Origin of the sequence: Streptomyces sp. S.PB5, from assembly GCF_030403745.1 — a bacterium.
Lineage (GTDB): Bacteria > Actinomycetota > Actinomycetes > Streptomycetales > Streptomycetaceae > Streptomyces.
The window spans coordinates 892,151-916,033 of the sequence record NZ_JAQMWP010000001.1 but is presented as its reverse complement, the minus strand read 5'-3'; the positions used below and the strand labels follow the sequence as shown (position 1 = coordinate 916,033).

Here is a 23,883-nt window from a genome sequence, read left to right as displayed (position 1 = left end):
CCCCCGTCGCCATCGCCACCACCCACCCTCGAAATCGCGGAGAGTGGCGAGAAGCATGACACCCCTCACTCTTCGTGACATCGCTCAATGGGCGTAGTTCCGGCCACACTTGACGGTCCGACACATCACCGGTCGGCGAAGACGGGCTCCCACGGCTCCTGTCCGGTCTCCGAATGCTCACGCTCGCCGCTCAGCGGTACGACCTTGTCGCTGCCGATCGTGACCAGCACGAGCCGGTCCTTGTACGTCTCGTCCTTACCGGTGGTCCGCTCCCAGGCGATGAGCCGCTGGTCGTCGACCCAGGTGAGCAGTTCGGCGCCGCGGACCTTGGTGATCTCCTTGCCGGAGAGGGGATCACCGATGAAGGAGTACGACTTCGCGGGCAGCGACCCGGCCTCCGGGGCGACGGGGGCCACGACCTCCTCGGCCAGGCCCAGGGCGGCCAGCTTGCCGTTCGGGGACAGCCGCGCGGGCACGTCCCACCGCAGGTGCTTCTCGTTCGCGGGCACGGCACTCTCCTTGCCCGACAGGTCGTAGAACTTCGGCCGCACGAGGGAGTCGAGACCTCCGCCGGCCGCGGACAGGTGCTCGCCGTCACGAGTGAAGGCGAAGTCGGCGCGGCCGCCCGTGGAGGAACCCGTGACCGGGTGCCAGACATCCCCGCCCTTCCCGGCCGGGTCCAGGAGGAGGAACCCGGTCCGGCCCACCCTGTTCATGGACGTCCACGCGTCCTCGCCCGCTTCGCCGTTGCCGAGCCTGTCGAGCGCGTCGGGGTGCTCGGAGTACGTCGTGGCGACCAGCTCGGTGCCGTCGTCGGAGAACGCCAGCCCGGCGACCCCCTTCCCGACCGGGATCCACCGCTCGACCTCCCCCGTCGCGAGGTCGAGCAGTCCGATCCGGTCGGCGGGCAGGGTCCGCTCCAGCACGGCGGCGGTCTTCAGGCCGGGTGCCACGGCGACGAAGGACCACCGGGTGTCCTTCCGGTACTTGCCGGTGCCGGGATCGAGCAGCCAGTAGGTCCGCTCGAAGGTCGCCTCCTTCTCGTTCTTCGCCACGGTCGCCGTCGTGTAGTAGGCGGCGAGCACCGACCGTCCGGCCGCGATCAGGCCGCTCGGCGGTGACTGGTCGGGGTGGGCGCTGATCCTGTCCTGCTGCGTGACCCGTGCGGGACGTACGTCGTCCCGCCCCTGGTTCAGCATCGGCACCGCCACGCCGACGGCGACCACGGCCGCGGTGCTGACGGCGACGGACACGAGCCGACGGTTACGGCGGCGCCGGCGCACGGCCAGCACCCGGTCGGCGAGCCCCGGGCCCGCTGACACGTCCTCGTCGGCCAGCGCCCGCAGGGAGTCGCGCACGAGTTCCTCGACGTTCACGGACGTACCTCCACGGGTGTGTAGTCAGGGGCCGACGCCGTCCGGTCGTCCTCGCCGCCGCTCAGCGCGGCCAGTTCGGGCGCGAGCGTGCGCAGCCGGGCGAGCGAGCGGTGGGCGGTGGACCGTACGGTGCCGACGGAGCAGCCCAGGATGCGGGCCACGTCGGCCTCGGGCAGGTCCTCGAAGTAGCGCAGCACCAGCACGGTGCGCTGGCGCGGGGTGAGCCGGGCGAGCGCGCCGCGCATCACGAGCCGCAGCTCGGCGGCGGACGAGGCGTCCGCGTCGGCCCGGCCCTCGGGTGGCTCGGCGACACTCAGCTCGCGTCGGGGCCACTTCAGCCGCCAGCGGCTGATCTGCTGCCGGTAGAGGATCTGCCGTACGTACGCCTCGGGTTCGTCGATGCGGTGCCAGCGGCCGGCCGCCTTGATCAGCGCGTTCTGCAGCAGGTCCTCGGCGGTGTGCCGGTCGCCGCCGCTGAGCAGCACGGCCGTCTTCAGCAGCGCGGACGACCGGTGCTCCACGAATTCCCGGAAGCTGTCCTGCGCTTCGGCATCCATCGTCACCTTCTCTTCCCCCGGGGCGGACCCGGTGTCCGCCCCCTGTGCCCCTTGTGACGTGCACGGCCATGAGCCGCTATGCCTGTGTGCGCGAAGAAAATCGACGGAACCGCTCGGGGCCGCTGTCGTACGGTGACCCGATGAGCCGCCCCCTCCTCTTCCTCGACGTCGACGGCCCGCTCAACCCGTACGCGGCCAAGCCGCAGCGCCGGCCCGAGGGTTACACGACCATCCGCGTGGCCCTGCGCCCGGGCACTCCGCTGCGGGTATGGCTCAACCCGTCGCACGGCCCGGCGCTGCTCGCCCTCCCCTACGACCTGTGCTGGGCGACCACCTGGATGGACGCCGCCAACCGCTGGATCGGCCCGGTCGTCGGCCTGCCCCCGCTCCCGTACGTCGACTTCGGCGACTCCCTGTTCGCCCACCGCCCCGACGGGGTCCACTGGAAGACGGAGGCGATCGTGGCGTACGCCGAGGGCCGTTCCTTCGCGTGGGTGGACGACGAACAGAGCCCGGCGGACGAGACGTATGTGACGGCCCGTCACCCGGGCGCAGCGCTCCTGCACCACGTCGATCCGCGGGTCGGTCTGCGGGAGGCGGACTTCAAGGCGCTGGCGGGGTTCGCGGCGCAGCTCTGATCACTCTGATCATTCGGCGGCCGTGACCTCCCGTTTCACCGGGCCCGCGAAGCCGGCTTCCAGTCCTGCGCGAGCAGTCCGAGGACCACCTCGTCCAGGAACTCGCCCATCACCCAGGCCGCGGAACGCAGCACACCCTCGCGGACGAAGCCGTTGCGTTCGGCGGAGCCCAGCATCGCGGCGTTGTCCGCCAGCGTCTCGATCTGCAGCCGCTGCAGGCCGCGTACGACGAACGCGTAGTGGCACAGGACCCCGACGACGTCCGTGCCGTACCCCTTGCCGCGGGCGGAGGGCAGCAGCCCGAGCCCGATGTGCGCGGCCCGGTGGTGCAGATCGATCCCCCAGAGCGTCGCGGTCCCGACCAGCGCGCCCCCGTCCAACTCCACCACCGAGAACGGGACATGCCCGTCCTCCTCGTCGTCCGTCCACAGCGGCAGGGCCTTCGAACCGGGCGTGAGCGGCCGCCACGGCCGGGCCTCGGCACGCGACCCGTTGACCACGTCGTCGTACAGCCCGGCCTGCAGGATCGGAATGTCCTCTTCATGCCGAGCCCTGAGCCCGACCTTCACACCCTTCAGCATGCAGGCTTCCTATCCGAACGCCAGGACGAACGGCAACCCAATAAAGATCGCCGGGACTCGTACCTCTCGACCCTGGTCGTCCATGTGGAAGACCGCAACGGCAAGACGCTGGTACGACTCCCGAACCATCGCCGACCTGCCCGGTCACGTCCGGTCGCGATCGACACCAGCACGGACGGGCAAGCCTCGCCGGACGCGTCCTCGACCTGGTTCGAATACCTGGCACACCTCTTCGACCGCCTCGCCCCGGAGCATCGTCGCCGGCTCGCGGCCCTCTTCCATGACGCGGCCATGAAAGAGCCGGAGGGAGGATGGCGGGACGCCGGGGCCGGTCCACGCGTGAGCGCCCTCCCGGGCCGTTCTCAGGCAGTGGGAGGGCGCTCGATGCCGACGGGCGCCGGCGGTCCGGTCGGCGGCCGCAACGCGCGGCCTCGCGGTCAGTTGTGGCTGTGCAGAATCTCGTTCAGGCCGCCCCAGACCGCGTTGTTCGGGCGGGCCTCCACCGTGCCGGTGACCGAGTTGCGGCGGAAGAGGATGTTGGAGGCGCCGGAGAGTTCGCGGGCCTTGACGATCTGGCCGTCGGGCATGGTGACGCGGGTGCCGGCGGTGACGTACAGGCCCGCCTCGACCACGCACTCGTCGCCCAGCGCGATCCCCACGCCCGCCTCGGCGCCGATCAGGCACCGCTCGCCGATGGAGATGATGACGTTGCCGCCGCCGGAGAGCGTGCCCATCGTCGACGCGCCGCCGCCGATGTCGGAGCCGTCGCCGACGATGACGCCGGCGGAGATGCGGCCCTCGACCATGGAGGTGCCGAGGGTGCCGGCGTTGAAGTTGACGAAGCCCTCGTGCATGACGGTGGTGCCCTCGGCGAGGTGCGCGCCGAGGCGGACACGGTCGGCGTCGGCGATCCGGACACCCTTCGGCGCGACGTAGTCCGTCATGCGCGGGAACTTGTCGATCGAGGTCACCGAGAGGTGCAGACCCTCGGCACGGGCGTTCAGCCGTACCTTCTCGATGTCGTCGACCGCCACCGGGCCGAGCGAGGTCCAGGCCACGTTGGCGAGGAGGCCGAAGATGCCGTCCAGGCTCTGGCCGTGCGGCTTGACCAGGCGGTGGGAGAGCAGGTGGAGGCGGAGATAGGCGTCGTGCGTGTCCAGCGGCTTCTCGTCGAGCGAGGAGATGACCGTACGGACCGCGACCACCTCGACGCCACGCCGGGCGTCCGGACCGATCGCCTTCGCGGCACCCTCGCCGAGGAGCTCCACGGCCTTCTCGGCGGACAGCCGCTCGGTGCCGGACGGACCCGCCTCGGCGACGAGCTCGGGCGCGGGGAACCAGGTGTCGAGAACGGTGCCGTCGGCGGTGACGGTGGCGAGCCCGGCGGCAACGGCGCCGGTGGTGCGGGGTGCAGTCGTGTCGGTCATAGGGGAAACCTAACTTGGCGGGGCCCGCGCGGGCGAACCGGTGCGCCCGGCGTCTCAGGTACCGGGCGCACGGGACGGCTCAGGGCCGTTCGCCCTTGTCGTCCACCACGGCGAGGGCGACCCGGGCGCCGCTGATGATCGCGTCGCCCTTCTTCCACTCCGTCCCCGAGTCCGTGGGGCCGCTCAGGGCCACGTCCCGGAACCCGGTGCAAAGGTAGGTGCCCGGGTCGAGCAGGGTCTCGTTCCGGAACCGGGCCGAGTCGTCGCCCTTCAGATACAGCGCGATGGCGTCCCGCCCTGCCGCGTCCTCGACCTGCGCGGCCCGTACGCCGGGAATCGTGGCCAGGGCCCGGTAGATCTTAGCGAGCCCCTCGGGGTCGTAGACGTAGGCACGGCTGAGGACCACGGTGAGCGCCCGGTACTCGTGTTCCGTACGGGTCTCGGAGGGGTCGGTGGCGTAGTAGAAGGCGCGTGCCTTCGCCCGTACCTTCGCCAGGTCGTCCGGGAGGCTCCGCAGGAACTCGTACTGCTCCCGCGGCGAACGGTCGTCGCCGGCCCGTCCGCCCTCCATGGCCGGATCGGCGTACCGCTCCCACTCCTCGCTGGTCCGCGGTCCGGGCCGCTCGTCGTCCGTCATGTTCGTCTCGACGGTCCTCATGTAGATCCACTGCCCGTTGCGGGCCGTGACCGCGGGACCGGCCTCGATCGCGTCCGCGGCCTCGTTCAGGAGATCCTTCGCGCTGCCCAGCTCATAGGTGCGGGCCTGCCCGGCGCCCGGCTGGACGCGTTCGGCACCGCCCAGGACCTGGGTGCCGAGCACCGCGACCCCGGTGATCGCGGCGGCGGCCCCGGCCACCACGAACCGCCGGCTGACCCGCACCCCGTACCGGCGGCCGCCCCGGGCCGCCGCCTCGCCCAACAGCCGCTGCCGCCCGGCCGCCAGCTGTGCGCGCGACGCGTCGGGGGCCTCGGCCCGCAGTTCACGGAGCACCGTCATCTCGTCCATGGTCAGACCACCTCCGTGGCGTCCAGCGTGAATGCGGGGTCGGCGCCGAGCGCCGAACGGACCTTGCGGCGGGCCCGGTTGAGCCGGGAGCGGACGGTACCCACCGGAATCCCGAGCGCCTCCGCGACCTCGGGGTACGTCAGCTCCGCCCAGGCCACGAGCAGCAGCACATGCCGGTCCCCCGCGGACAGTCCGGCCAGCGCACCGGCGAGCGGGGCGTGCGCCGCCTGTGCGGTGACCCGGGCGTCGGCCCGCTCCGACCAGGACTCGGCCACCGGGTCGTGCCCACTGCGGGCCAGCGCCCGTAACGCCCGTATCTCCGCGCGGCGCTGTTTGCCGATGAGGTTGCCCGCGATGCCGTACAGCCAGGGGCGGGCGTTGGAACGCGTCACGTCGTAGCGGGAGCGGGTGCGGAAGGCGACCAGGAAGGTGTCCGCGGATGGGGGTCCCCCCGCGCGAGCGCATTCGAGCGTGGGGGAGTCGTCGGCCGCGCTGTCACCGAGACGCCTGGCCGCGTACCGGTGGATGTCGGGCGCGTACCGGTCGTAGAGCCGGGCGAACAGCTCCGGTTGCTCCAACGACTGCGCGACGACGTCCCCGTCGTCCCCCGCCCGCGCCATGGACGGCGGTGGTCCGCTCACAAGTCCCCCTGGGTCCCTCGGTCCGTGTGCTGTCACCCCCTGTTCCCCGATGGGCGGGAAAGGGTTCACGGCCCGACGGGAAGGACCGGGCGCGCGTCAGCCGATCACCCGCCCCAGCATCTCCCGCGCATACACCTCGTCGTACGGCCTCCCCGTCAGCAGCACCTGCAGACAGATCCCGTCCATCATCGCGACGAGCCCCCGAGCCGTCTCCGGATCGGTGCGCCGGATCAGGGGTGCGGCCAGCTCCTCGCACCACTCGGCGGCGACCGGCCGGAGCGCGGGCCGGCGCAGGGCGGCGAGATAGAGCTCGTACTCCAGCTCGACCCCCGTGGCGTCGCCGCTCAGCCACTCCCCCAGGATCCGGGCGAGATCGGCGGCCACGTCCCCCTCGGGATCCTCAAGGGCGCCATGCGCGGCGATCACCTTGGCGAACCCCTCGTTCGCCTGCCGCAGCGCCGCGACGATCAGCTCGTCGAGGGTCGTGAAGTGGTACGTCGTCGAGCCGAGCGGCACATCGGCCTCGGCGGCGACGGACCGGTGGCTCAGCCCAGCGAGCCCCTGGCGTCCCACGACCCGGATCGCCGCGTCGATGATCCGCTGCCGTCGCTCGGGGTCGTACCTCCGGGCCATCAGTGCGCACCGCCCAGGTTCAGCACGACCACCCCGGCGATGATCAGCACGATCCCGGTGGCTTTGGCGAGGTTCATCCCCTCGCCCAGGAACGTGACCCCGATCGTGGCGATCACCGCGGTGCCGACGCCCGCCCAGATCGCATAGGCCGTGCCGACCGACACGGTCTTCAGCGTCTGTGCGAGCAGCACGAACGCCAGCGCGTACCCGAGCAGGGTCAGCAGCGACGGCAGCAGTCTGCTGAAGCCGTCGCTGTACTTCATCGCGGTCGTCGCGGCCACCTCGGCGGCGATGGCGCCGGCGAGCAGTAGGTATCCCATATGTACGAGTGTACACACCATGCGTACGGCCGTACACAACAGCGCCGCAACAGCGGCCACGACAGCGGCCGAGGCCGCGATCGGGGGCGCACGATCTTCTTTGGGTGTCGCTGCGAGATCGATGTGGAAACCGCTCTCCCAAACGGCTGCTTGATGAGGGCCGAGTCCACTACTGTGCCAACCTGCTTCACCGTTCATCTACCGCGCCGTCACGGCTGCGGCCTCCCCCATGGGCTCCGCCAGAGGAACCGCGCATGCCACAAGACAAGTCCCAGCCCCCGCAGGACCGCCCGTGGGAGACCGGCTGGGCACCCGACACATCCCGGGCACCGGGAACCCGCCGCCTGTATCTCGCGGGCGCCCTCGCCGTGGCCACCGTCGTCGCCTGTGTGACGGCAATATCCATGACGGACGGCACTCCTGACGCCGTGTCGAAGTCGGCACCGCCCACGGACGCCGGGACGCTGCCGGGTCTGGCCGGCTACGCCAGCCCCTCCGACACCACGACGCTCCCGCCCAAGGGCAAGAGCGGCCTGGCCACTTCGGAGGAATCCGCTTCCGCCGCCCCGGCCCAACAGGGCAACTCCCCCGCCCCGGTCCCCGCTGCGACCTCCAAGTCCCCTTCGTCCAAACCGAGTTCGTCGCCCCCGAAGCCGCCGGTCAAATGGCGCTCGATCCGCTCGGCGAACTACCCCGACCGCTACTGGCACGTCAACGGCGGCTACGTGAAGCTGGACCGGGTCGGTGGCTCGGAATCCCGCGAGGACTCCACCTTCAAACTCGTCAAGGGCCTTGCGAACAGCGCCTGTTACTCGTTCGCCACCCATGACGGCAAGTACCTCCGCCACCGCAGCTTCGTCCTCATCGCCGACACCGGCGACGGCTCGTCCCTCTTCAAGCAGGACGCCACGTTCTGCCCCCGCACGTCCTCCGTCTACGGCGCGACCATGCTGGAGTCGGTCAACTACCCCGGCCGCTTCCTGCGCCACCAGAACTTCCAGCTGAAACTGGAGCCGTACCAGCAGAGCGACCTGTACCGCCGGGACTCGGCGTTCTGGTTGGTGGACGGGCTGGCCTGAGGAACTCCGGGCAGGAAAAAACGGCGGCGCCCCCTCGCAAGGGGCACCGCCGTTCGTCGTATCTCTGTCAGACGGTGTCGCTGGCAGACAGTGTCGCTGTCAGACGTTGAACCCGAGCGCCCGAAGCTGCTCGCGCCCGTCGTCCGTGATCTTGTCCGGGCCCCACGGCGGCATCCAGACCCAGTTGATGCGCAGCTCGTTGACGAGGCCGTCCGTGGCGGACTTGGCCTGGTCCTCGATGACATCGGTCAGCGGACAGGCCGCCGACGTCAGGGTCATGTCGATCGTCGCGATGTTCGCGTCGTCGATGTGGATGCCGTAGATCAGACCGAGGTTGACGACGTCGATGCCCAGTTCCGGGTCGACGACGTCGTACAGCGCCTCGCGGATCTCCTCCTCCGAGGCCGGCTTCATCTCAAGCGTCTCGCTCATGCCGTCTTCCTTTCGGCGTCGGCCCCGCCCAGGGCCTGGGCCGTCGCGTCCTTCCACGCCATCCAGCTGAGGAGGGCGCACTTGACCCGGGCCGGGTACTTGGAGACACCGGCGAACGCGACCGCGTCCTCCAGCACCTCCTCCATGGCGTCGTCGGGCTCGATCTTCCCCTTGGACTGCATCAGCTCCAGGAAGGTCTCCTGGATCCTCTGCGCCTCGGTGAGCTCCTTGCCGACGAGGAGGTCGTTCAGCACGGACGCGCTGGCCTGGCTGATCGAGCAGCCCTGACCCTCGTACGAGATGTCCGCGATCTGCTCGCCGTCGTACTTCACGCGCAGCGTGATCTCGTCGCCGCACGTCGGGTTGACGTGGTGCACCTCGGCGTCGCCATCCCGAAGACCACGCCCGTGCGGGTGCTTGTAGTGGTCCAGGATGACTTCCTGGTACATGGAGTCCAGCTTCACGGTTTCAGCACGCCCCTCAGCCGAAGAAGTTCCGTACGTGCTCCAGACCGTCGACCAGAGCGTCGATCTCGGCCGGCGTGGAGTACAGATAGAACGACGCTCTCGTGGTCGCAGGAATTCCGTACCGGAGGCAGACCGGGCGGGCGCAGTGGTGACCCACGCGGACCGCGATGCCCTGCTCGTCCAGTACCTGGCCCACGTCGTGCGGGTGGATGTCGCCGAGCGTGAAGGAGATCGCCGCACCGCGGTCCTCGGCCGTCGTCGGGCCGATGATCTTCAGGTCAGGGACCTCGCTGAGACGCTTGACCGCGTACTCGGTGATCGCGTGCTCATGGGCGAGGATCTTGTCCATGCCGATCGAGGTCAGGTAGTCGATCGCCGCGCCCAGACCGACCGCCTGCGCGATCGGCGGGGTGCCCGCCTCGAACTTGTGCGGAGCCGGCGCGTAGGTCGAGGAGTGCATCGACACCGTCTCGATCATCTCGCCGCCGCCCAGGAACGGGGGCAGGTCCTCCAGGAGCTCCTGGCGGCCCCAGAGCACGCCGATGCCCGTCGGACCGCACATCTTGTGGCCGGTGAAGGCCACGAAGTCGGCCTGGAGCGACTGCACGTCCAGCGGCATGTGCGGCGCGGCCTGCGAGGCGTCGATGCAGACCAGGGCGCCGACCTCCTGCGCCCGGCGCACTATCGCCTCGACCGGGTTGATCGTGCCGAGGATGTTCGACACCAGCACGAAGGAGACGATCTTCGTCTTCTCGGTGATGATCTCGTCGATGTTCGACAGGTCGAGACGGCCGTCGTCGGTCAGACCGAACCACTTCAGCTTCGCGCCCGTGCGCTGCGCGAGCAGCTGCCACGGCACGATGTTGGAGTGGTGCTCCATCTCCGTGATGACGATCTCGGTCTCGTGGTCCACGCGGTAGGGCTCGTCGGCCCAGCCCAGCATGTTCGCCACGAGGTTGAGCGACTCGGAGGCGTTCTTGGTGAAGATCACCTCGTCGCGTGAGGGCGCGTTGATGAACGCCGCGACCTTGTCGCGCGCGCCCTCGTACAGCGCCGTGGCCTCCTCGGCGAGCACATGCACACCGCGGTGGACGTTGGCGTTGTAGCGCTCGTAGTACTCACTCAGGGCGTCCAGCACCTGGCGCGGCTTCTGCGAGGTCGCCGCGTTGTCCAGGTACACGAGCTTCTTACCGTCGTGGACCTGGCGGTCCAGGATGGGGAAGTCCTTGCGGATCGCCTCGCCAAGAAGATTGGACTCAGTGAGGAGGCCCGGCAGCTGTGTCACGCGGATGCGCCACCCTTCGTGTAAGCCTCGTAGCCCTCGGCCTCCAGCTTGTCGGCGAGCTCGGGGCCACCCGACTCGACGATCTTGCCGTTGGCGAACACGTGCACGTGGTCGGGCTTGATGTAGCGCAGGATGCGCGTGTAGTGCGTGATCAGCAGGGTGCCGACCTCGCCGGTCTCGCGGACGCGGTTGACGCCCTCGGAGACGATGCGGAGCGCGTCGACGTCCAGACCGGAGTCCGTCTCGTCGAGGATCGCGATCTTCGGCTTGAGGAGCTCCAGCTGGAGGATCTCGTGGCGCTTCTTCTCACCGCCGGAGAAGCCCTCGTTGACGTTGCGCTCGGCGAAGGAGGGGTCCATGTTGAGGCGCTCCATGGCCTCCTTGACCTCCTTGACCCAGGTGCGCAGCTTGGGGGCCTCGCCGCGGATCGCGGTGGCGGAGGTGCGCAGGAAGTTGGAGACCGAGACGCCGGGGACCTCGACCGGGTACTGCATGGCGAGGAAGACGCCGGCGCGGGCGCGCTCGTCGACCTCCATCTCCAGGACGTCCTCGCCGTCGAGGGTGACGGTGCCGCCGGTGATCGTGTACTTCGGGTGACCCGCGAGCGAGTAGGCGAGGGTCGACTTGCCGGAGCCGTTGGGGCCCATGATGGCGTGCGTCTCGCCCTGCTTCACGGTCAGGTCGACGCCCTTGAGGATCTCCTTCGTGGCGTTGTCGGCCTCGACGGTGACGTGCAGGTCTCGGATTTCAAGCGTTGCCATGGGTGCCTCAGGACTCCTGGGTGAGGGAGACGAGCACGTCGTCCCCTTCGATCTTTACGGGGTATACGGGGACGGGGCGCGTCGCGGGAAGGCCGGACGGCTTGCCGGTGCGGAGGTCGAACGCGGAGCCGTGCAGCCAGCACTCGATCTGACAGTCCTCCACCTCGCCCTCGGAGAGGGAGACGTTCGCGTGGGAGCAGATGTCGTGGATCGCGAACACCTCGCCCTCGGTCTGCACGACCGAGACCGGCGTGCCGTCGAGTTCCACCCGCTTCGGGGTGTCCTCCTCCAGCTCGCTCAGCCCACAGGCGCGTACGAAAGCCATTAGACGGTGGCCTCCAGCTCGGCCTCGATCTTCTCGAGCAGCCGCGCCTCGATGTCCTCGACGCCGATCTGCTGGACCAGCTCGGCGAAGAAGCCGCGGACCACCAGACGACGGGCCTCGTCGGCCGGGATGCCGCGGGCCATCAGGTAGAAGAGCTGCTCGTCGTCGAAGCGACCGGTCGCCGAGGCGTGCCCGGCGCCGACGATCTCGCCGGTCTCGATCTCCAGGTTCGGCACGGAGTCGACGCGGGCGCCGTCGGTCAGCACCAGGTTGCGGTTCATCTCGTAGGTGTCCGTGCCCTCGGCCTTGGCCTCGATGAGCACGTCGCCGATCCACACCGCGTGGGCGCTGTCGCCCTGGAGCGCGCCCTTGTACACGACGTTGGACTTGCAGTGCGGGACGTTGTGGTCGACCAGGAGGCGGTGCTCCTGGTGCTGGCCGGCGTCCGTGAAGTACAGCCCGAACAGCTCGGCCTCACCACCGGTACCGGCGTAGGTCACGCGCGGGTGGAGGCGTACGACGTCGCCGCCGAAGGTGACGACCACGGACTTGAACGAGGCGTCCCGGCCGATGAGCGCGTTGTGCTGCGCCACGTGCACGGCCTTGTCGTCCCAGTCCTGCACGGAGACGACGGTCAGCTTGGCGCCGTCGCCGAGCACGTAGTCGACGTTGGCGGCGAGGACCGCGTCACCGGTGTGGTCGATGACGACGACGGCCTCGGCGAAGGCACCCAGTTCGACGACCTGGTGGGCGAAGGCGGTGCCGCCCTCGCCGTGCACGGCGATCCGGATGGGCTCGGTGAGGACCGTCTCCTTGGGGACGGTGATCACACCGGCCTTCTCGAACGCCGAGTAGGCCTGGGCGGCGATGCGGTCCACCGGGGTGCCGGCCTTGCCGAGCCGCGCGTCGTCGCGGCCGACGGTCTCGACGGTGACGCCCTCGGGGACCTGCACCTCGACCTTCAGGCCCTCGTCGGTGGCGACGGCGGTGCCGTCGTGCAGCCCGCGCAGGCGCTCCAGCGGGGTGAACCGCCACTCCTCCTCGCGGCCGTGCGGGACCGGGAAGTCCGCCACGTCGAAGGACGGGGGCGCGCTCATGCGCGTCGCGACGGTCGACTCGGCGGCAACGGCCACCGCGCCGGCGGTGGTGGACCCCACCGGGATGTTCTGAGCCTCAGCCATGGCTGTCGGTCTGCTCTCTTCCTGACTTGTAAGACTTACGACGGGGGCGTGGGCCGGTGTTAACCGACCGCACCCTCCATCTGGAGCTCGATCAGCCGGTTGAGTTCCAGCGCGTACTCCATGGGCAGCTCCTTGGCGATGGGCTCGACGAAGCCGCGCACGATCATGGCCATCGCCTCGAACTCGCTCAGACCACGGCTCATCAGGTAGAAGAGCTGGTCCTCGGAGACCTTGGAGACGGTCGCCTCATGGCCCATGGACACGTCGTCCTCGCGGACGTCCACATAGGGGTACGTGTCGGAGCGGGAGATGGTGTCGACGAGCAGCGCGTCGCACAGCACGTTGGACTTGGAGCCGTGGGCACCCTCGCCGATCTCGACGAGACCGCGGTAGGAGGTACGGCCACCGCCGCGCGCCACCGACTTGGAGACGATGTTGGAGGAGGTGTTCGGCGCCATGTGGACCATCTTGGAGCCGGCGTCCTGGTGCTGGCCCTCGCCCGCGAAGGCGATGGAGAGGGTCTCGCCCTTGGCGTGCTCGCCCATCAGGTAGACGGCCGGGTACTTCATCGTCACCTTGGAGCCGATGTTGCCGTCGATCCACTCCATGGTCGCGCCCTCGTACGCCACGGCGCGCTTGGTGACCAGGTTGTAGACGTTGTTCGACCAGTTCTGGATGGTCGTGTAGCGGCAGCGGGCGTTCTTCTTGACGATGATCTCGACGACCGCGGAGTGCAGCGAGTCCGACTTGTAGATCGGGGCCGTACAACCCTCGACGTAGTGCACGTAGGCACCCTCGTCGACGATGATCAGGGTCCGCTCGAACTGGCCCATGTTCTCCGTGTTGATACGGAAGTAGGCCTGGAGCGGGATCTCCACGTGGACGCCCGGCGGCACGTAGATGAAGGAGCCGCCGGACCACACCGCGGTGTTCAGCGACGCGAACTTGTTGTCGCCAACCGGGATGACGGTGCCGAAGTACTCCTTGAAGAGCTCCGGGTGCTCCTTCAGAGCGGTGTCGGTGTCGAGGAAGATGACGCCCTGCTCCTCCAGGTCCTCGCGGATCTGGTGGTAGACGACCTCGGACTCGTACTGGGCCGCGACACCGGCGACGAGGCGCTGCTTCTCCGCCTCCGGGATGCCGAGCTTGTCGTACGTGTTCTTGATGTCCTCGGGCAGGTCCTCCCAGGACTCCGCCTGCTTCTCCGTGGAGCGCACGAAGTACTTGATGTTGTCGAAGTCGATGCCCGACAGGTCCGAGCCCCAGTTCGGCATGGGCTTCTTGTCGAACAGGCGAAGGCCCTTGAGACGGAGCTTGGTCATCCACTCCGGCTCGGACTTCTTCGCGGAGATGTCGCGGACGACCTCTTCGCTCAGACCACGCTTGGCAGAGGCGCCGGCCTCGTCGGAGTCCGCCCAGCCGTATTCGTACTTACCCAGGCCCTCGAGCTCGGGGTGGGCAGTCTCCTCGATGGGGAGAGTCATGCGGGGTTCCTCCCGGCCGTGCTTGCAGATGCGTTATGTGTGGTGTGGGAAATCTTTGGGATGAACGTCGTGCAGACGCCGTCACCGTGCGCGATGGTCGCCAGTCGCTGGACGTGCGTTCCGAGCAGCTGGGAGAAGATCTCGGTCTCCGCCTCGCAGAGCTGGGGGAACTTTTCCGCGACATGGGCGACGGGGCAGTGGTGCTGGCACAGCTGCTCGCCGACCGGTGCGCTGCGCGCCGTAGCAGCGTACCCGTCCGCGCTCAAGGCCTTGGCCAGGGCTTCGGTGCGCTCCTCGGGGGCGGCCGACTCGATGGCCCGACGGTACGCGGTCGCCTGCTCGGCGATCCTGGCGCGCGCGAAGGCGACGACGGCCTCGTCCCCGCCGAACCGCTCCCGGATGAAGTTGAGGGCGTCCGCGGCGAGCTTGTCGTAGGACTGGTCGAAGGCGTCCCGGCCGCAGTCGGTGAGCGCGAAGACCTTCGCGGGACGACCGCGTGTGCGCGCCCCGTAGACCTTCTGCTCGCGAGCCTCCACGACGTCGTCGGCGACCAGTGCGTCGAGATGACGGCGTACGGCGGCCTGGGTCAGGCCGAGGCGGCCGGCCAGCTCGGCGACGGTCGACGGCCCGTGGTCCAGGATGGATCGCGCGACGCGGTTGCGGGTGGACCGCTCCCCGGTCGCGAGCTCCTCCTGAGGGGTCCCCGTGGGGGTCTCCCGAGCCTCGTCGACGTTTTTCACAACGCCATTGTTGCGTAATTCCTCAGAGCCGGGCAAGCCGCGCCCGGACCGATCAACGGTGCAGTGCGTCACTTAGGTAAAGCTAACCTGACCTGCGGAAACGATCTTTGATCGATCAATTCGGTGGCATTCCGAGCACCCTTCCGGGACACTCCAAAACCATGCCCTTACCCCCTCCGACCGGCCCTCTTGTCACCCGCGGGACAGTCGCCGCACAGCTGCGCGAACTGGGTGTCCAGGACGGCGAGACCCTCCTCGTCCACTCCTCACTGAAGTCGCTCGGCTGGGTCTGTGGCGGTCCTGTGGCCGTCGTCCAGGGATTTCTCGACGCCCTCGGCCCGGACGGCACCCTCGTGGTCCCCACCCAGAGCGGCGACCTCTCGGACCCCGCCCTGTGGGCCCACCCGCCGGTGCCCGAGGAGTGGTGGGCCCCGATCCGGCTCTCCATGCCCGCGTACGACCCTCAGACCACCCCTTCCCGAGGGGTCGGCGCGATCCCGGAGACCGTACGCACCTGGCCCGGCGCCCTGCGCAGCGCGCATCCCCAGACGTCGTTCGCGGCGATCGGGGCACGCGCACGTGAGGTCGTCGACGGCCACGCCACCGACTGCCGCCTCGGCGAGCAGAGCCCCCTGGCCCGCCTCGAAGCGCTCCACGCGCGCGTGCTGCTCCTCGGCGCCGGCTACGACTCCTGCACGGCCTTCCATCTCGCCGAGTACCGCATCCCGTCGCCCCTGGTGAAGGTCGGCCGCCCGGGCCCGTTCGGCTGGGAGACGGTGACCGAGGTGTCGATCACCTCGGACCGCTTCGACGAGCTGGGGCACGACTTCGAGCGGGACCGTCCGGTCGTCCGGGGGAAGGTGGGCGCGGCCGACGCACGGCTGTTCCCGGTGGCCGACGCGGTGGCGTACGCGGAGCGGTGGCTGGCGCTGCACCGTCCCCGTGAGGAGGAGATCCTGCACCCGCCCGCCTGAGAAGCCGAGCGCGTACCTAGACTCTTGAGCCATGCGAAGTGAGCCCGTGGTCCAGGTCCAGGCCCTGGTGAAGCGGTACGGCACGAAGACCGCGGTGAACGGCCTCGACCTGGTGGCCACGGCGGGGGTGACCGCCGTACTCGGTCCCAACGGGGCGGGCAAGACGACCACGGTCGAGACCTGCGAGGGGTACCGGAAGCCGGACTCCGGCACGGTGCGCGTCCTGGGCCTCGACCCGGTCCGGCAGTCCCGCGAACTGCACACCCGGATCGGCGTGATGCTCCAGTCCGGCGGCGTCTACTCGGGCGCCCGCGCGGACGAGATGCTGCGCCATGTCGCCAGGCTGCACGCGCACCCGCTGGACGTGGACGCGCTCATAGAGCGCCTGGGTCTCGGCAGTTGCGGCCGGACGACGTACCGCCGTCTCTCCGGCGGCCAGCAGCAGCGTCTCGCGCTCGCCATGGCCGTCGTGGGCCGTCCGGAGCTCGTCTTCCTCGACGAACCGACCGCCGGTCTCGACCCGCAGGCCCGCCACGCGACCTGGGACCTGGTCCGCGACCTGCGCGCCGACGGCGCCTCCGTGATCCTCACCACCCACTACATGGACGAGGCCGAACAGCTCGCCGACGACGTCGCGATCATCGACGCGGGCAAGGTCATCGCCCAGGGCTCCCCCGAGGAGCTGTGCCGAGGCGGCGCCGAGAACACGCTGCGTTTCACCGGCCGCCCGGGCCTGGACGTGGGCTCCCTGCTGAAGGCGCTCCCGGCGGACTGCACGGCCGCGGAGCTGACGCCAGGCTCGTACCGGATCGGCGGCAAGGTCGACCCGCAGCTGCTCGCCACCGTCACCTCCTGGTGTGCGCAGCACGGCGTGATGCCGGAGAAGATCTCCGTCGAACGGCACACGCTCGAAGACGTGTTCCTGGAGCTCACGGGCAAGGAGTTGCGCTCATGACGACCGCGGGCACTGGTGTGTACGCCCCGAAGCCGGGCGCGGCCCCCCTGGGGCGCATGATCGCGGCCCAGGCGGCACTCGAGACGAAGATGCTGCTCCGCAACGGCGAACAGCTCCTGCTGACCGTCGTGATCCCGACCCTCCTCCTCGTCCTCTTCAGCTCGGTCGACATCGTCGACACGGGCGCGGGCAAGGCGGTGGACTTCCTGACCCCCGGCATCCTCGCGCTCGCGGTCATGTCGACGGCCTTCACCGGCCAGGCCATCGCGACGGGCTTCGAGCGCCGCTACGGCGTCCTGAAGCGCCTCGCCGCCTCCCCGCTCCCCCGCTGGGGCCTGATGACGGCCAAGACGGCCTCGGTCCTGGTCACGGAGATCCTCCAGATCGCCCTCCTGACGGTGATCGCCTTCGCCCTGGGCTGGGATCCGCAGGGCAACCCCTTCGCCGTCCTGCTCCTGCTGATCCTCGGCACGGCCGCGTTCTCGGGCCTCGGCCTCCTGATGGCGGGCACCCTCAAGGCCGAGGCGACACTCGCCGCCGCCAACCTCGTCTTCCTGCTCCTCCTCGTCGGCGGCGGGGTCATCGTCCCGCTGGACAAGTTCCCCTCCGGCGCCCAGGACGTGCTCGGACTGCTGCCCATCTCGGCGTTGTCGGACGGCCTTCGGGACGTGCTGCAGCACGGGGCCGGGATGCCGTGGGGCGACCTGGGGATTCTGGCGGTGTGGGGGGTCGTGGGGCTGGCGGCCGCCGGGAAGTTCTTCCGCTGGGAGTGAGCACGGCGTGACACACCGGCGTACGCCGCGTGAGTGACGTTCGTACGGAGCGGGAAGAAACGTCCCGTGTACGAGTCCGCGGATTCGCCGAGTGTGCGTGCTCTGCAACCACTGCTCCACGACGTGGTGATGTGCGTCGCGGCCCCGTCGTTCGCCGCTTCCCCCAGGGACGGGCAGCTGCGGGGTCTGAGCGCGGCGGGTTTCTACGGCCACGACCGCAGACTGCTGCACACGGCGTGCCTGCTGATCGACGGACGTGAACCCGAACCGATCGGCGTGCAGCCGCTCGGGCCCGACCATGTCCGGTTCACCTCCGTGCACCGGTATCCCGGCGACCGCACGAACGACCCAACGGTGATCATCGAACGAGTACGCAGCGCGGGCGAGGGCGAGAGCATCCTCCTGCGCAACGTCGGCACGGTCACCCGTCGATTACATGTGGAGCTGGCCCTCGCGACCGACCTCGCGGACATCGCGGACGTCAAACAGGGGCTGACCGGCACGACGGTCCACTGCACCGCCGTACCCGATCCCCCGGGACTGGACTGGCGCTCCCGCACTGGCCGCGCACACGTCCGGGTGACGGGCCCGGCCCCCGTCCCCGAGATCACCGACGGCCCCGAGGGCGGCACCCTGACCTGGCCGTGGATGCGGCTGTTGCCCGGCGAGAGCCGGCAGATCCGGCTGACGGTGTCGGGCAGCGCGGTCCCCGATCCGCCCGGCCACCCCCGCGCCCCGACCGCCCCGGCCGTCTGGTCCGAGCCCGTCGTGCGGGGCGACCGGCGACTGGTCGCGTTGGTACGCCAGGGCCTGGGCGACCTGCGCTCGCTCCGCCTGGCGGATCCGGAACGCACCGACCCCGAAGGCCCCGAGGACCAGTTCATCGCGGCGGGCTGCCCCTGGTACCTGACCCTCTTCGGCCGGGACTCCATCTGGTCGGCCCGGATGCTGCTGCCGCTCGGCACCGACCTGGCCCGCGGCACCCTGTGGGCGCTGGCCCGCCGGCAGGGCACCGCCCACGACGTGTTCCGTGAGGAGGCGCCCGGCCGCATCCTGCACGAACTGCGCCCCGCGGACGTCGACCACGGCAACGGCCTCTTCCTGCCCTCGCGTTACTACGGTTCGGTCGATGCCACCCCGCTGTTCGTGACCCTGCTGGTGGAGGCCTGGCACTGGGGCCTGCCGGACACCGAGGTGGACGCGCTGCTGCCGTACGCGGAACGCGCGATGGACTGGGTGGTGGGGACCAGCGCCGCCGATGAGGACGGTTTGCTGCGCTACTACCCGCGCCAGGGCGGCCTGCGCCATCAGTCCTGGAAGGACAGCGAGGACGCGGTACGCGACGCCGCCGGGCGCCGCATCGAACCGCCGCTGGCCCTCTGCGAGGTGCAGGGCTACGCCTACGAGGCCGCGACCGGCCTGGCCGAACTGCTGCGGACCCGCGGCCGCCACGACCGCGCGGAACGACTGCAGACCTGGGCCGAGGCGCTGCGCAAACGCTTCTCAGACGCCTTCTGGCTGTCCTCACCACACGGCCCCGCCGACCGCTACGTGGCCATCGCCGTCGGCCGGGACCTGAAGGCGGTCAGCGGACCGGCCTCCAACATGGGCCAACTCCTGTCCACGGGCATCCTGGACCCGGACGGCTGCCGCACCGTCGCAGCCTGGCTGGCCTCCCCCGAACTCAACTCCGGCTGGGGCCTGCGCAGCCGCTCCGCCGACCTGCCCGGCTTCAACCCGCTGAGCTACCACGGCGGTTCGGTGTGGACGCACGACACGGCGATAGCCGTCCAGGGCCTGTGCGCCGCGGGCTGCCACGAGGCGGCCCACCATCTGGCGAACGGCCTGCTGGACGCGGCGAGCCACTTCGAGTACCGGATGCCGGAGTTGTACGGCGGCGACGCCCGCACCCCCGACTCACCGGCCCCCCTCGCCTATCCCGCCGCCTGCCGCCCCCAGGGCTGGTCCGCGGCATCCGGCGTCGCCGTACTCGGCGCCCTTCTGGGCCTGCGCCCCCACGTGCCCACCCGGACCCTCCGGGTCGCTCCGATGCCGGTGCGGGCGAAGGACGCGGGCCCGATGATCGTCGAGGTCGAGGGGATGCGGCTCGCGGGCCGTCCCCTGTCGATCCGCGTGGACCCAGCAACGGGGGTCAGCGTCGAGTCACTGCCTGCCGGATGGCGCTGTTCCACCGGGTGAGCCGCCGGGTCAGGCGGGCGCGCAGGACGCGGAGGAAGGCGGTGCGCAGACAGCGCTCGTAAGCCTTGAGGGTCAGCGGCAGACAATGGCCCGCCAGGTCGAACTCGGCGACGACGCGCTTCCGCGCCGCGTTGCCGACCGACCGGGCCAGTGCCGGGTCGCTGAGCAGTCTGACGATCTGTGCCGCGAGGGCGTCGCTGTCGTCGGCGGGCACGAGGAAGCCGGCCGAACCGTCCCGTCCGACCCCTTCGGCGAGCCCCCCGACATCGCTGGCGATCACGGGCCGCGCCGAGCACATCGCCTCCAGCGCGGCGAGTCCCATCGGCTCAGCGAATCTGGACGGGCAGATGACCACGCGGGCCCGGCGGTAGAAGTCGGGCATCGCGTCCACACCGGCCTGCAGGAAGTCCACGCAGTCGTCCATATGCTGGTTCTTCGCGAGGAGATTCATATCGCCTCGGAATCCGACCTTTTCGCCATGGAAGTCGACCGAATTGGGCGTGTTCATGAGAATCAGACGCGGCCGCACCGGGGGATCTTCGGAAATGACCTTGGCCATGGCCTCGATAGCCGTCTTGGCCCCTTTGTCTGGAATGAGGCGGGCCGGCAGAAGAACGATCGCTTCCTCTTTCGGCTGCGGATCCGCGAGTTCGGGAACGGCCAGAAAGCTCTCCGTGTCGATACCCAGATACATGGGTTGCACATCTGTCAACCGCAGCACGTCCGCGCAGGCGCCGCGGAGGAATTCGGAGACGGCGAAGTGCGCGTCGAACCGCCGACAGGACTCCGCGATGGCGACGCTCTCGGGCTCGCTCCAGATGCTGTGGTACGTGTGCAGCAGCACCAGTCCCAGGCGGTCACGGAGCGCGAGCAGCGCCTCGGCCGGCGCCGGGGAGAAGTGGTGGAGGTTGTGGCCGTGCACCAAGTGGATGCGCCGCCGCTCCAGTTCGTCACCGAACCACTCCCGCAGGGCGTCCCGCTCGGCCTCCTCCCCCGTCACCCGGGACAGGTCCAGTCCCGGATGCCACAGCACCTCGACCCCGCCCTCCGGAGGCTTCCGAGCCTCGCGCGTCCCGGTGAACACCGTCACCCGGTGCCCGGCCCGGGCCAGCAGCCGGGAGCAGTTCCACAGATACGACTCCACGCCGCCGACCGTGGGCGGGTAGGCCCAGTGGACCAGTGCGATGTCGCGCGTTTTCCGGGTCTTTCGCCGGGACTCCTGACTCATTGCCGGGATGGTAATCGATGATCCGGTCTCCCGCCCTCCACTCATGGATTCCAACGAAACGGTTTCCGATTGGTTGCACAACAGAGAAGAAGGGAAAAAGGAAGAGCACAATATTCGCCCTGAACGCGAGGGACGGGAACCCCCGCGCGACAGCGGCGCGACTTCGGGGGAATCGCATGCGTGCTTGGGTGATCACCGTCTCGGCCGGCGTGGGGGCCGGCGTGGCCGCCGGGGCCCCGTTGGCGGTGAAGGCCGCCGAATCCACCGGCACGTTCCTGTGGTGGCTCGCCCTCGGCGCAGCGACGGTGGCCGCGCTGACCGCCGCGATCGCCACGCACGTCGCCCGTAAGCCGCCCCAGCCCGAGGCGACCACGGGACCCTTATCGGGCCCCCCGCACAACCTCCCGGTGCTCAGTATGTACTTCACGGGGCGCACGGCGGAGAGGGAGCGCATCGTGCGCGCACTGCGCGGTCCCACGCGCCGCCGTCGCAGGGGCGAGCGCCCCGCCCCCCGGGTCTGCGTCCTGTACGGGGCGACCGGCGCAGGCAAGTCGCAGCTCGCCGTGGACTACGCGTACCGGCAGCTGCCCCGGCACTCTCTGACCTGGTGGCTCGACGCCTCCCGCCCCGACGCATTGCGCGCCCAGCTGCTGGAGTTCGCGAAGTACGTCGGCATCCCCGAGCAGAAGAGCAAGAACGTCGTCCTGATGAACCTGTGGAGCCGTCTGCGCGAGCAGCGCGGCTGGCTGTTGGTATACGACGGCTGCCCGGCGTACGACGACTCGCTTCGCGGCCTGCTGCCCTCCGAGGGTGATGGCGAGGTGCTGATCACCACGCAGCAGCATCACGGCTGGACCGGCCTGTCCGCGACCCCGATCGAGCTGCGAGCCTTTCCCGAGCAGGAGGGGATCGAATTTCTGGGCCGCCGCCTCGACATCGCCCCCGAGCGCCTCACCGACGGCATCAGGCGCGCCATGACCGCGCTGGGCCGCCAGCTCGGCTGGCTGCCGCTGGCCCTCGAACAAGCCGCCGCCTACATCGTGCAGGCCGAGATCACTGTGGCCGAGTACCTGCGCGACCTGCCCAGCGGCGCTTCCGTCGAGGAGGTCTTCAGGCGGTCGATCACGAGGGTCTCGGAGGCCTCGCCCGCCGCCGTGGACCTGCTGCGGCTGCTCGCCTTCCTGGCGTCGGAGGACGTGCAGAAGACGACGCTGACCCTGCACCGGTCGGTGCTGCCGGCCCGTCTGCGCACGGTCATGACCAACCCGATCACCTTCAATCGCGAGGTGCTGCTCCTGGTGGACCACTCCCTGCTGACCCGCAACGGCGACTGGCGCGACGGCTCCGCCGTGTACGGCATGCACCCCAGGGTCCGGATACTGATCCACGAGGAGTTGCGTGTGGAGCAGCGCCTGGAGTGGTCCCAGGCGGCGGTTCGGCTGATGGAGGCCTGCTTCCCCACGACCCCGGACCTGCTGGCGTCACGGCCGCTGTGCGAGCGGCTGATGCCCCATGTCGAGGCCGTGATCGACGAACGAGCCTGGGGGGACGACATCGGCGGCGGGCTCGGCGCCTCACAGGACTTCGCGGCGCTGGCCCGGCTGCTGCACCGCGTGGGCACCTACCAGGAAACCCGCTGCGACTGGGTGCGGGCGCTGGACTTCTTCGAGCAGGAGGCCGCCCTCCGCGAGATCGGGGACAACGACGAACTCGCCCGCGCCACCGCCCGTACCGCGGTGGCCCGCCAGTACTACGAGCTGGCGACGCTGGACGCCGCCGAGGAGGAGTGCAGGCGCGCCCTGGAGCTGTGCGCGGACCGCGGGGAGGAGGCATTCCTGCGGCTGCGCGCACAGTGCCAGCGGCAGCTGGGCGGCATCATGCGCGAGCGCAACGACTTCCCCGAGGCGCTGCGGGCCGTGCGGACGGCGGTCGGGATCTACGAGGCCCAGGTCTGGCGGGAGGACAGCCTCGACTGGGCCGTCGCCGAGCAGGAGATCGGCCTCATCCACCGCAACGCCGGCCAGCTCACCCAGGCCGTGCTGCACTACGAGCGGGCCGAGAAGCGCATCCCCAGCCGCGGCAGCCAGGAACCGCCCGAGTACACGCTCTTCCGCGCCATGCTCCAGCGCGACCTGGGCATCGTCGCCCAGGACCGCGGCGATCTGGAGCGCGCCGAACGCGAACTGTCGCTGGCCCTGTCGGTGTTCCGGACGCACCGCGGACCGGAGGACTTCGAGACGGCCCAGATCTGCAAGTTCCTGGCCGACGTACTGCGGCGCCGCAGCGAGCTGCACCGGGCGCGGGCCCGCCGCACCCTGCGGTTGCTGCACCGGGTCGACCTGTGGCGCAAGGCCCGTGCGGAACTGATGCGCGCCGACCGGATCCTGGTTCCGGTGGTGGAGCTGCACAGCAAGCGCAGCGCGGCCGAAGAGCACAAATACGCCGCCTGTCTCAACAAACTGGGGTCGCTGCGGCTCGCGCAGGGCCGGACCGCCGAGGCGCGCCAGGTGCTGGAACAGGCGGACGGGATCTACCAGCGCCGCTACGGCCCGGAGCACTACTACCGGGCCAAGTCCCTCACCCGGCTCGGCCCGGTACTGCGCGCCGAGGGCGACGGTCCGGGCGCGGAGGAAGTGCTGCGCAAGGCCGAGCGGATCTTCCACGAGGCGCTCGGAGAATCCCACCCGGCCCTCATCGCCGTCCACGAACACCTCGCCGACTGCGCCGCGGACCGGGGCGACCACGAGGAAGCCGTACGCCGCAGGGCCCTCGCGGACGGCATCCGGCGTTCCCTCTGACACCGGGACCAGGCGGGACCGGA

Annotated in this window: 24 protein-coding genes; 7 read left to right on the top strand and 17 right to left on the bottom strand. The window is 70.0% G+C overall.

Going from position 1 to position 23,883, the window contains the following annotated elements:
* Positions 1–125 precede the first annotated feature (125 nt).
* Together PH203_RS04135 and PH203_RS04130 are read right to left on the bottom strand one after the other, a co-directional pair.
* Complete coding sequence (locus PH203_RS04135; RefSeq protein ID WP_289916212.1) at positions 126–1,376, bottom strand: WD40 repeat domain-containing protein; 1,251 nt, start codon at positions 1,374–1,376, stop codon at positions 126–128.
* Positions 1,373–1,933: a SigE family RNA polymerase sigma factor gene (locus PH203_RS04130; protein ID WP_289916210.1), complete on the bottom strand. Its 561-nt coding sequence runs from the start codon at positions 1,931–1,933 to the stop codon at positions 1,373–1,375. The genes PH203_RS04135 and PH203_RS04130 overlap by 4 nt, the downstream gene beginning before the upstream one ends.
* Before the next feature lie 140 nt (positions 1,934–2,073).
* On the opposite strand from PH203_RS04130, the gene PH203_RS04125 reads away from it, so the two are divergent.
* On the top strand, positions 2,074–2,571 hold the full coding sequence (locus tag PH203_RS04125; RefSeq protein ID WP_289916208.1) for a hypothetical protein: 498 nt from the start codon (positions 2,074–2,076) through the stop codon (positions 2,569–2,571).
* Positions 2,572–2,606: 35 nt separating this feature from the next.
* On the opposite strand, the gene PH203_RS04120 is transcribed toward PH203_RS04125, so the two are convergent.
* The 6 genes from PH203_RS04120 to PH203_RS04095 form a co-directional block, all read right to left on the bottom strand.
* Positions 2,607–3,152 carry a GNAT family protein gene (locus tag PH203_RS04120; RefSeq protein WP_289916205.1) on the bottom strand — a complete coding sequence of 182 codons (546 nt, stop codon included), beginning with the start codon at positions 3,150–3,152 and terminating at the stop codon, positions 2,607–2,609.
* A 437-nt stretch (positions 3,153–3,589) separates the two neighbouring features.
* Positions 3,590–4,579 (bottom strand): 2,3,4,5-tetrahydropyridine-2,6-dicarboxylate N-succinyltransferase, encoded by a 990-nt coding sequence (dapD, locus tag PH203_RS04115; protein ID WP_289916203.1) that lies wholly within the window; start codon positions 4,577–4,579, stop codon positions 3,590–3,592.
* Positions 4,580–4,658: 79 nt separating this feature from the next.
* Positions 4,659–5,585 carry a CU044_5270 family protein gene (locus tag PH203_RS04110; protein ID WP_289916202.1) on the bottom strand — a complete coding sequence of 309 codons (927 nt, stop codon included), beginning with the start codon at positions 5,583–5,585 and terminating at the stop codon, positions 4,659–4,661.
* 2 nt (positions 5,586–5,587) lie between these two features.
* On the bottom strand, positions 5,588–6,226 hold the full coding sequence (locus PH203_RS04105) for a sigma-70 family RNA polymerase sigma factor (protein ID WP_289916201.1): 639 nt from the start codon (positions 6,224–6,226) through the stop codon (positions 5,588–5,590).
* A gap of 96 nt (positions 6,227–6,322) precedes the next feature.
* A complete protein-coding gene (locus PH203_RS04100) occupies positions 6,323–6,859 on the bottom strand; it encodes a TetR family transcriptional regulator (protein WP_289916199.1) in 537 nt (178 codons plus the stop codon).
* Positions 6,859–7,179 (bottom strand): multidrug efflux SMR transporter, encoded by a 321-nt coding sequence (locus tag PH203_RS04095; RefSeq protein ID WP_289916198.1) that lies wholly within the window; start codon positions 7,177–7,179, stop codon positions 6,859–6,861. Before PH203_RS04095 ends, PH203_RS04100 begins: the two co-directional genes overlap by 1 nt.
* A 254-nt stretch (positions 7,180–7,433) precedes the next feature.
* Here PH203_RS04095 and PH203_RS04090 point away from each other — a divergent pair, with 254 nt between their 5' ends.
* Positions 7,434–8,258 (top strand): AbfB domain-containing protein, encoded by an 825-nt coding sequence (locus PH203_RS04090; RefSeq protein ID WP_289916196.1) that lies wholly within the window; start codon positions 7,434–7,436, stop codon positions 8,256–8,258.
* A 99-nt stretch (positions 8,259–8,357) separates the two neighbouring features.
* On the opposite strand, the gene PH203_RS04085 is transcribed toward PH203_RS04090, so the two are convergent.
* Genes PH203_RS04085 through PH203_RS04050 form a run of 8 tightly spaced genes read right to left on the bottom strand, consistent with a single transcriptional unit; the run spans position 8,358 to position 14,933 of the window.
* Positions 8,358–8,690, bottom strand: coding sequence for a metal-sulfur cluster assembly factor (locus PH203_RS04085; protein ID WP_079308860.1), 333 nt, complete (start codon positions 8,688–8,690; stop codon positions 8,358–8,360).
* Positions 8,687–9,154 (bottom strand): Fe-S cluster assembly sulfur transfer protein SufU, encoded by a 468-nt coding sequence (gene sufU / locus PH203_RS04080; RefSeq protein ID WP_289916192.1) that lies wholly within the window; start codon positions 9,152–9,154, stop codon positions 8,687–8,689. Before sufU ends, PH203_RS04085 begins: the two co-directional genes overlap by 4 nt.
* Positions 9,155–9,170: 16 nt before the next feature.
* Entirely contained in the window at positions 9,171–10,442 is a 1,272-nt protein-coding gene (locus PH203_RS04075) for a cysteine desulfurase (RefSeq protein WP_289916191.1), read from the bottom strand.
* Positions 10,439–11,203 (bottom strand): Fe-S cluster assembly ATPase SufC, encoded by a 765-nt coding sequence (gene sufC / locus PH203_RS04070; RefSeq protein WP_289916189.1) that lies wholly within the window; start codon positions 11,201–11,203, stop codon positions 10,439–10,441. Before sufC ends, PH203_RS04075 begins: the two co-directional genes overlap by 4 nt.
* A 7-nt stretch (positions 11,204–11,210) precedes the next feature.
* Positions 11,211–11,528, bottom strand: coding sequence for a non-heme iron oxygenase ferredoxin subunit (locus PH203_RS04065; protein ID WP_030948995.1), 318 nt, complete (start codon positions 11,526–11,528; stop codon positions 11,211–11,213).
* Positions 11,528–12,709, bottom strand: coding sequence for a Fe-S cluster assembly protein SufD (gene sufD / locus PH203_RS04060; protein WP_289916185.1), 1,182 nt, complete (start codon positions 12,707–12,709; stop codon positions 11,528–11,530). Before sufD ends, PH203_RS04065 begins: the two co-directional genes overlap by 1 nt.
* A 59-nt stretch (positions 12,710–12,768) precedes the next feature.
* Positions 12,769–14,193, bottom strand: coding sequence for a Fe-S cluster assembly protein SufB (gene sufB, locus PH203_RS04055; RefSeq protein ID WP_289916183.1), 1,425 nt, complete (start codon positions 14,191–14,193; stop codon positions 12,769–12,771).
* Positions 14,190–14,933: a metalloregulator ArsR/SmtB family transcription factor gene (locus tag PH203_RS04050; RefSeq protein ID WP_289916179.1), complete on the bottom strand. Its 744-nt coding sequence runs from the start codon at positions 14,931–14,933 to the stop codon at positions 14,190–14,192. The genes sufB and PH203_RS04050 overlap by 4 nt, the downstream gene beginning before the upstream one ends.
* A 161-nt stretch (positions 14,934–15,094) precedes the next feature.
* Here PH203_RS04050 and PH203_RS04045 point away from each other — a divergent pair, with 161 nt between their 5' ends.
* From PH203_RS04045 to PH203_RS04030, 4 genes are all read left to right on the top strand, one after another.
* The gene (locus tag PH203_RS04045) at positions 15,095–15,907 is read left to right on the top strand and encodes an AAC(3) family N-acetyltransferase (RefSeq protein WP_289916177.1); all 813 of its coding nucleotides are present in this window, start codon (positions 15,095–15,097) and stop codon (positions 15,905–15,907) included.
* Between the two features lie 31 nt (positions 15,908–15,938).
* Positions 15,939–16,862, top strand: coding sequence for an ABC transporter ATP-binding protein (locus tag PH203_RS04040; protein WP_289916176.1), 924 nt, complete (start codon positions 15,939–15,941; stop codon positions 16,860–16,862).
* On the top strand, positions 16,859–17,635 hold the full coding sequence (locus PH203_RS04035) for an ABC transporter permease (protein WP_289916174.1): 777 nt from the start codon (positions 16,859–16,861) through the stop codon (positions 17,633–17,635). Before PH203_RS04040 ends, PH203_RS04035 begins: the two co-directional genes overlap by 4 nt.
* Before the next feature lie 66 nt (positions 17,636–17,701).
* On the top strand, positions 17,702–19,834 hold the full coding sequence (locus PH203_RS04030; RefSeq protein ID WP_289916172.1) for a glycogen debranching N-terminal domain-containing protein: 2,133 nt from the start codon (positions 17,702–17,704) through the stop codon (positions 19,832–19,834).
* Here the strand turns inward: PH203_RS04030 and PH203_RS04025 are convergent.
* Positions 19,788–21,062, bottom strand: a complete 1,275-nt coding sequence (locus PH203_RS04025; RefSeq protein ID WP_289916169.1) for a glycosyltransferase family 4 protein — start codon at positions 21,060–21,062, stop codon at positions 19,788–19,790. The genes PH203_RS04030 and PH203_RS04025 overlap by 47 nt on opposite strands.
* A 176-nt stretch (positions 21,063–21,238) precedes the next feature.
* Here PH203_RS04025 and PH203_RS04020 point away from each other — a divergent pair, with 176 nt between their 5' ends.
* Positions 21,239–23,860 carry a tetratricopeptide repeat protein gene (locus PH203_RS04020; RefSeq protein ID WP_289916167.1) on the top strand — a complete coding sequence of 874 codons (2,622 nt, stop codon included), beginning with the start codon at positions 21,239–21,241 and terminating at the stop codon, positions 23,858–23,860.
* Positions 23,861–23,883 lie beyond the last annotated feature (23 nt).

What these genes read in the sequence shown, in the direction of transcription:
- PH203_RS04130 (WP_289916210.1), bottom strand. Translation starts at nt 1,933, where the DNA reads ATGGATGCCGAAGCGCAGGACAGCTTCCGGGAATTCGTGGAGCACCGG.
- PH203_RS04125 (WP_289916208.1), top strand. Translation starts at nt 2,074, where the DNA reads ATGAGCCGCCCCCTCCTCTTCCTCGACGTCGACGGCCCGCTCAACCCG.
- PH203_RS04120 (WP_289916205.1), bottom strand. Translation starts at nt 3,152, where the DNA reads ATGCTGAAGGGTGTGAAGGTCGGGCTCAGGGCTCGGCATGAAGAGGAC.
- dapD (WP_289916203.1), bottom strand. Translation starts at nt 4,579, where the DNA reads ATGACCGACACGACTGCACCCCGCACCACCGGCGCCGTTGCCGCCGGG.
- PH203_RS04110 (WP_289916202.1), bottom strand. Translation starts at nt 5,585, where the DNA reads ATGGACGAGATGACGGTGCTCCGTGAACTGCGGGCCGAGGCCCCCGAC.
- PH203_RS04100 (WP_289916199.1), bottom strand. Translation starts at nt 6,859, where the DNA reads ATGGCCCGGAGGTACGACCCCGAGCGACGGCAGCGGATCATCGACGCG.
- PH203_RS04095 (WP_289916198.1), bottom strand. Translation starts at nt 7,179, where the DNA reads ATGGGATACCTACTGCTCGCCGGCGCCATCGCCGCCGAGGTGGCCGCG.
- PH203_RS04090 (WP_289916196.1), top strand. Translation starts at nt 7,434, where the DNA reads ATGCCACAAGACAAGTCCCAGCCCCCGCAGGACCGCCCGTGGGAGACC.
- PH203_RS04085 (WP_079308860.1), bottom strand. Translation starts at nt 8,690, where the DNA reads ATGAGCGAGACGCTTGAGATGAAGCCGGCCTCGGAGGAGGAGATCCGC.
- sufC (WP_289916189.1), bottom strand. Translation starts at nt 11,203, where the DNA reads ATGGCAACGCTTGAAATCCGAGACCTGCACGTCACCGTCGAGGCCGAC.
- PH203_RS04065 (WP_030948995.1), bottom strand. Translation starts at nt 11,528, where the DNA reads ATGGCTTTCGTACGCGCCTGTGGGCTGAGCGAGCTGGAGGAGGACACC.
- sufD (WP_289916185.1), bottom strand. Translation starts at nt 12,709, where the DNA reads ATGGCTGAGGCTCAGAACATCCCGGTGGGGTCCACCACCGCCGGCGCG.
- sufB (WP_289916183.1), bottom strand. Translation starts at nt 14,193, where the DNA reads ATGACTCTCCCCATCGAGGAGACTGCCCACCCCGAGCTCGAGGGCCTG.
- PH203_RS04045 (WP_289916177.1), top strand. Translation starts at nt 15,095, where the DNA reads ATGCCCTTACCCCCTCCGACCGGCCCTCTTGTCACCCGCGGGACAGTC.
- PH203_RS04040 (WP_289916176.1), top strand. Translation starts at nt 15,939, where the DNA reads ATGCGAAGTGAGCCCGTGGTCCAGGTCCAGGCCCTGGTGAAGCGGTAC.
- PH203_RS04035 (WP_289916174.1), top strand. Translation starts at nt 16,859, where the DNA reads ATGACGACCGCGGGCACTGGTGTGTACGCCCCGAAGCCGGGCGCGGCC.
- PH203_RS04025 (WP_289916169.1), bottom strand. Translation starts at nt 21,062, where the DNA reads ATGAGTCAGGAGTCCCGGCGAAAGACCCGGAAAACGCGCGACATCGCA.
- PH203_RS04020 (WP_289916167.1), top strand. Translation starts at nt 21,239, where the DNA reads ATGCGTGCTTGGGTGATCACCGTCTCGGCCGGCGTGGGGGCCGGCGTG.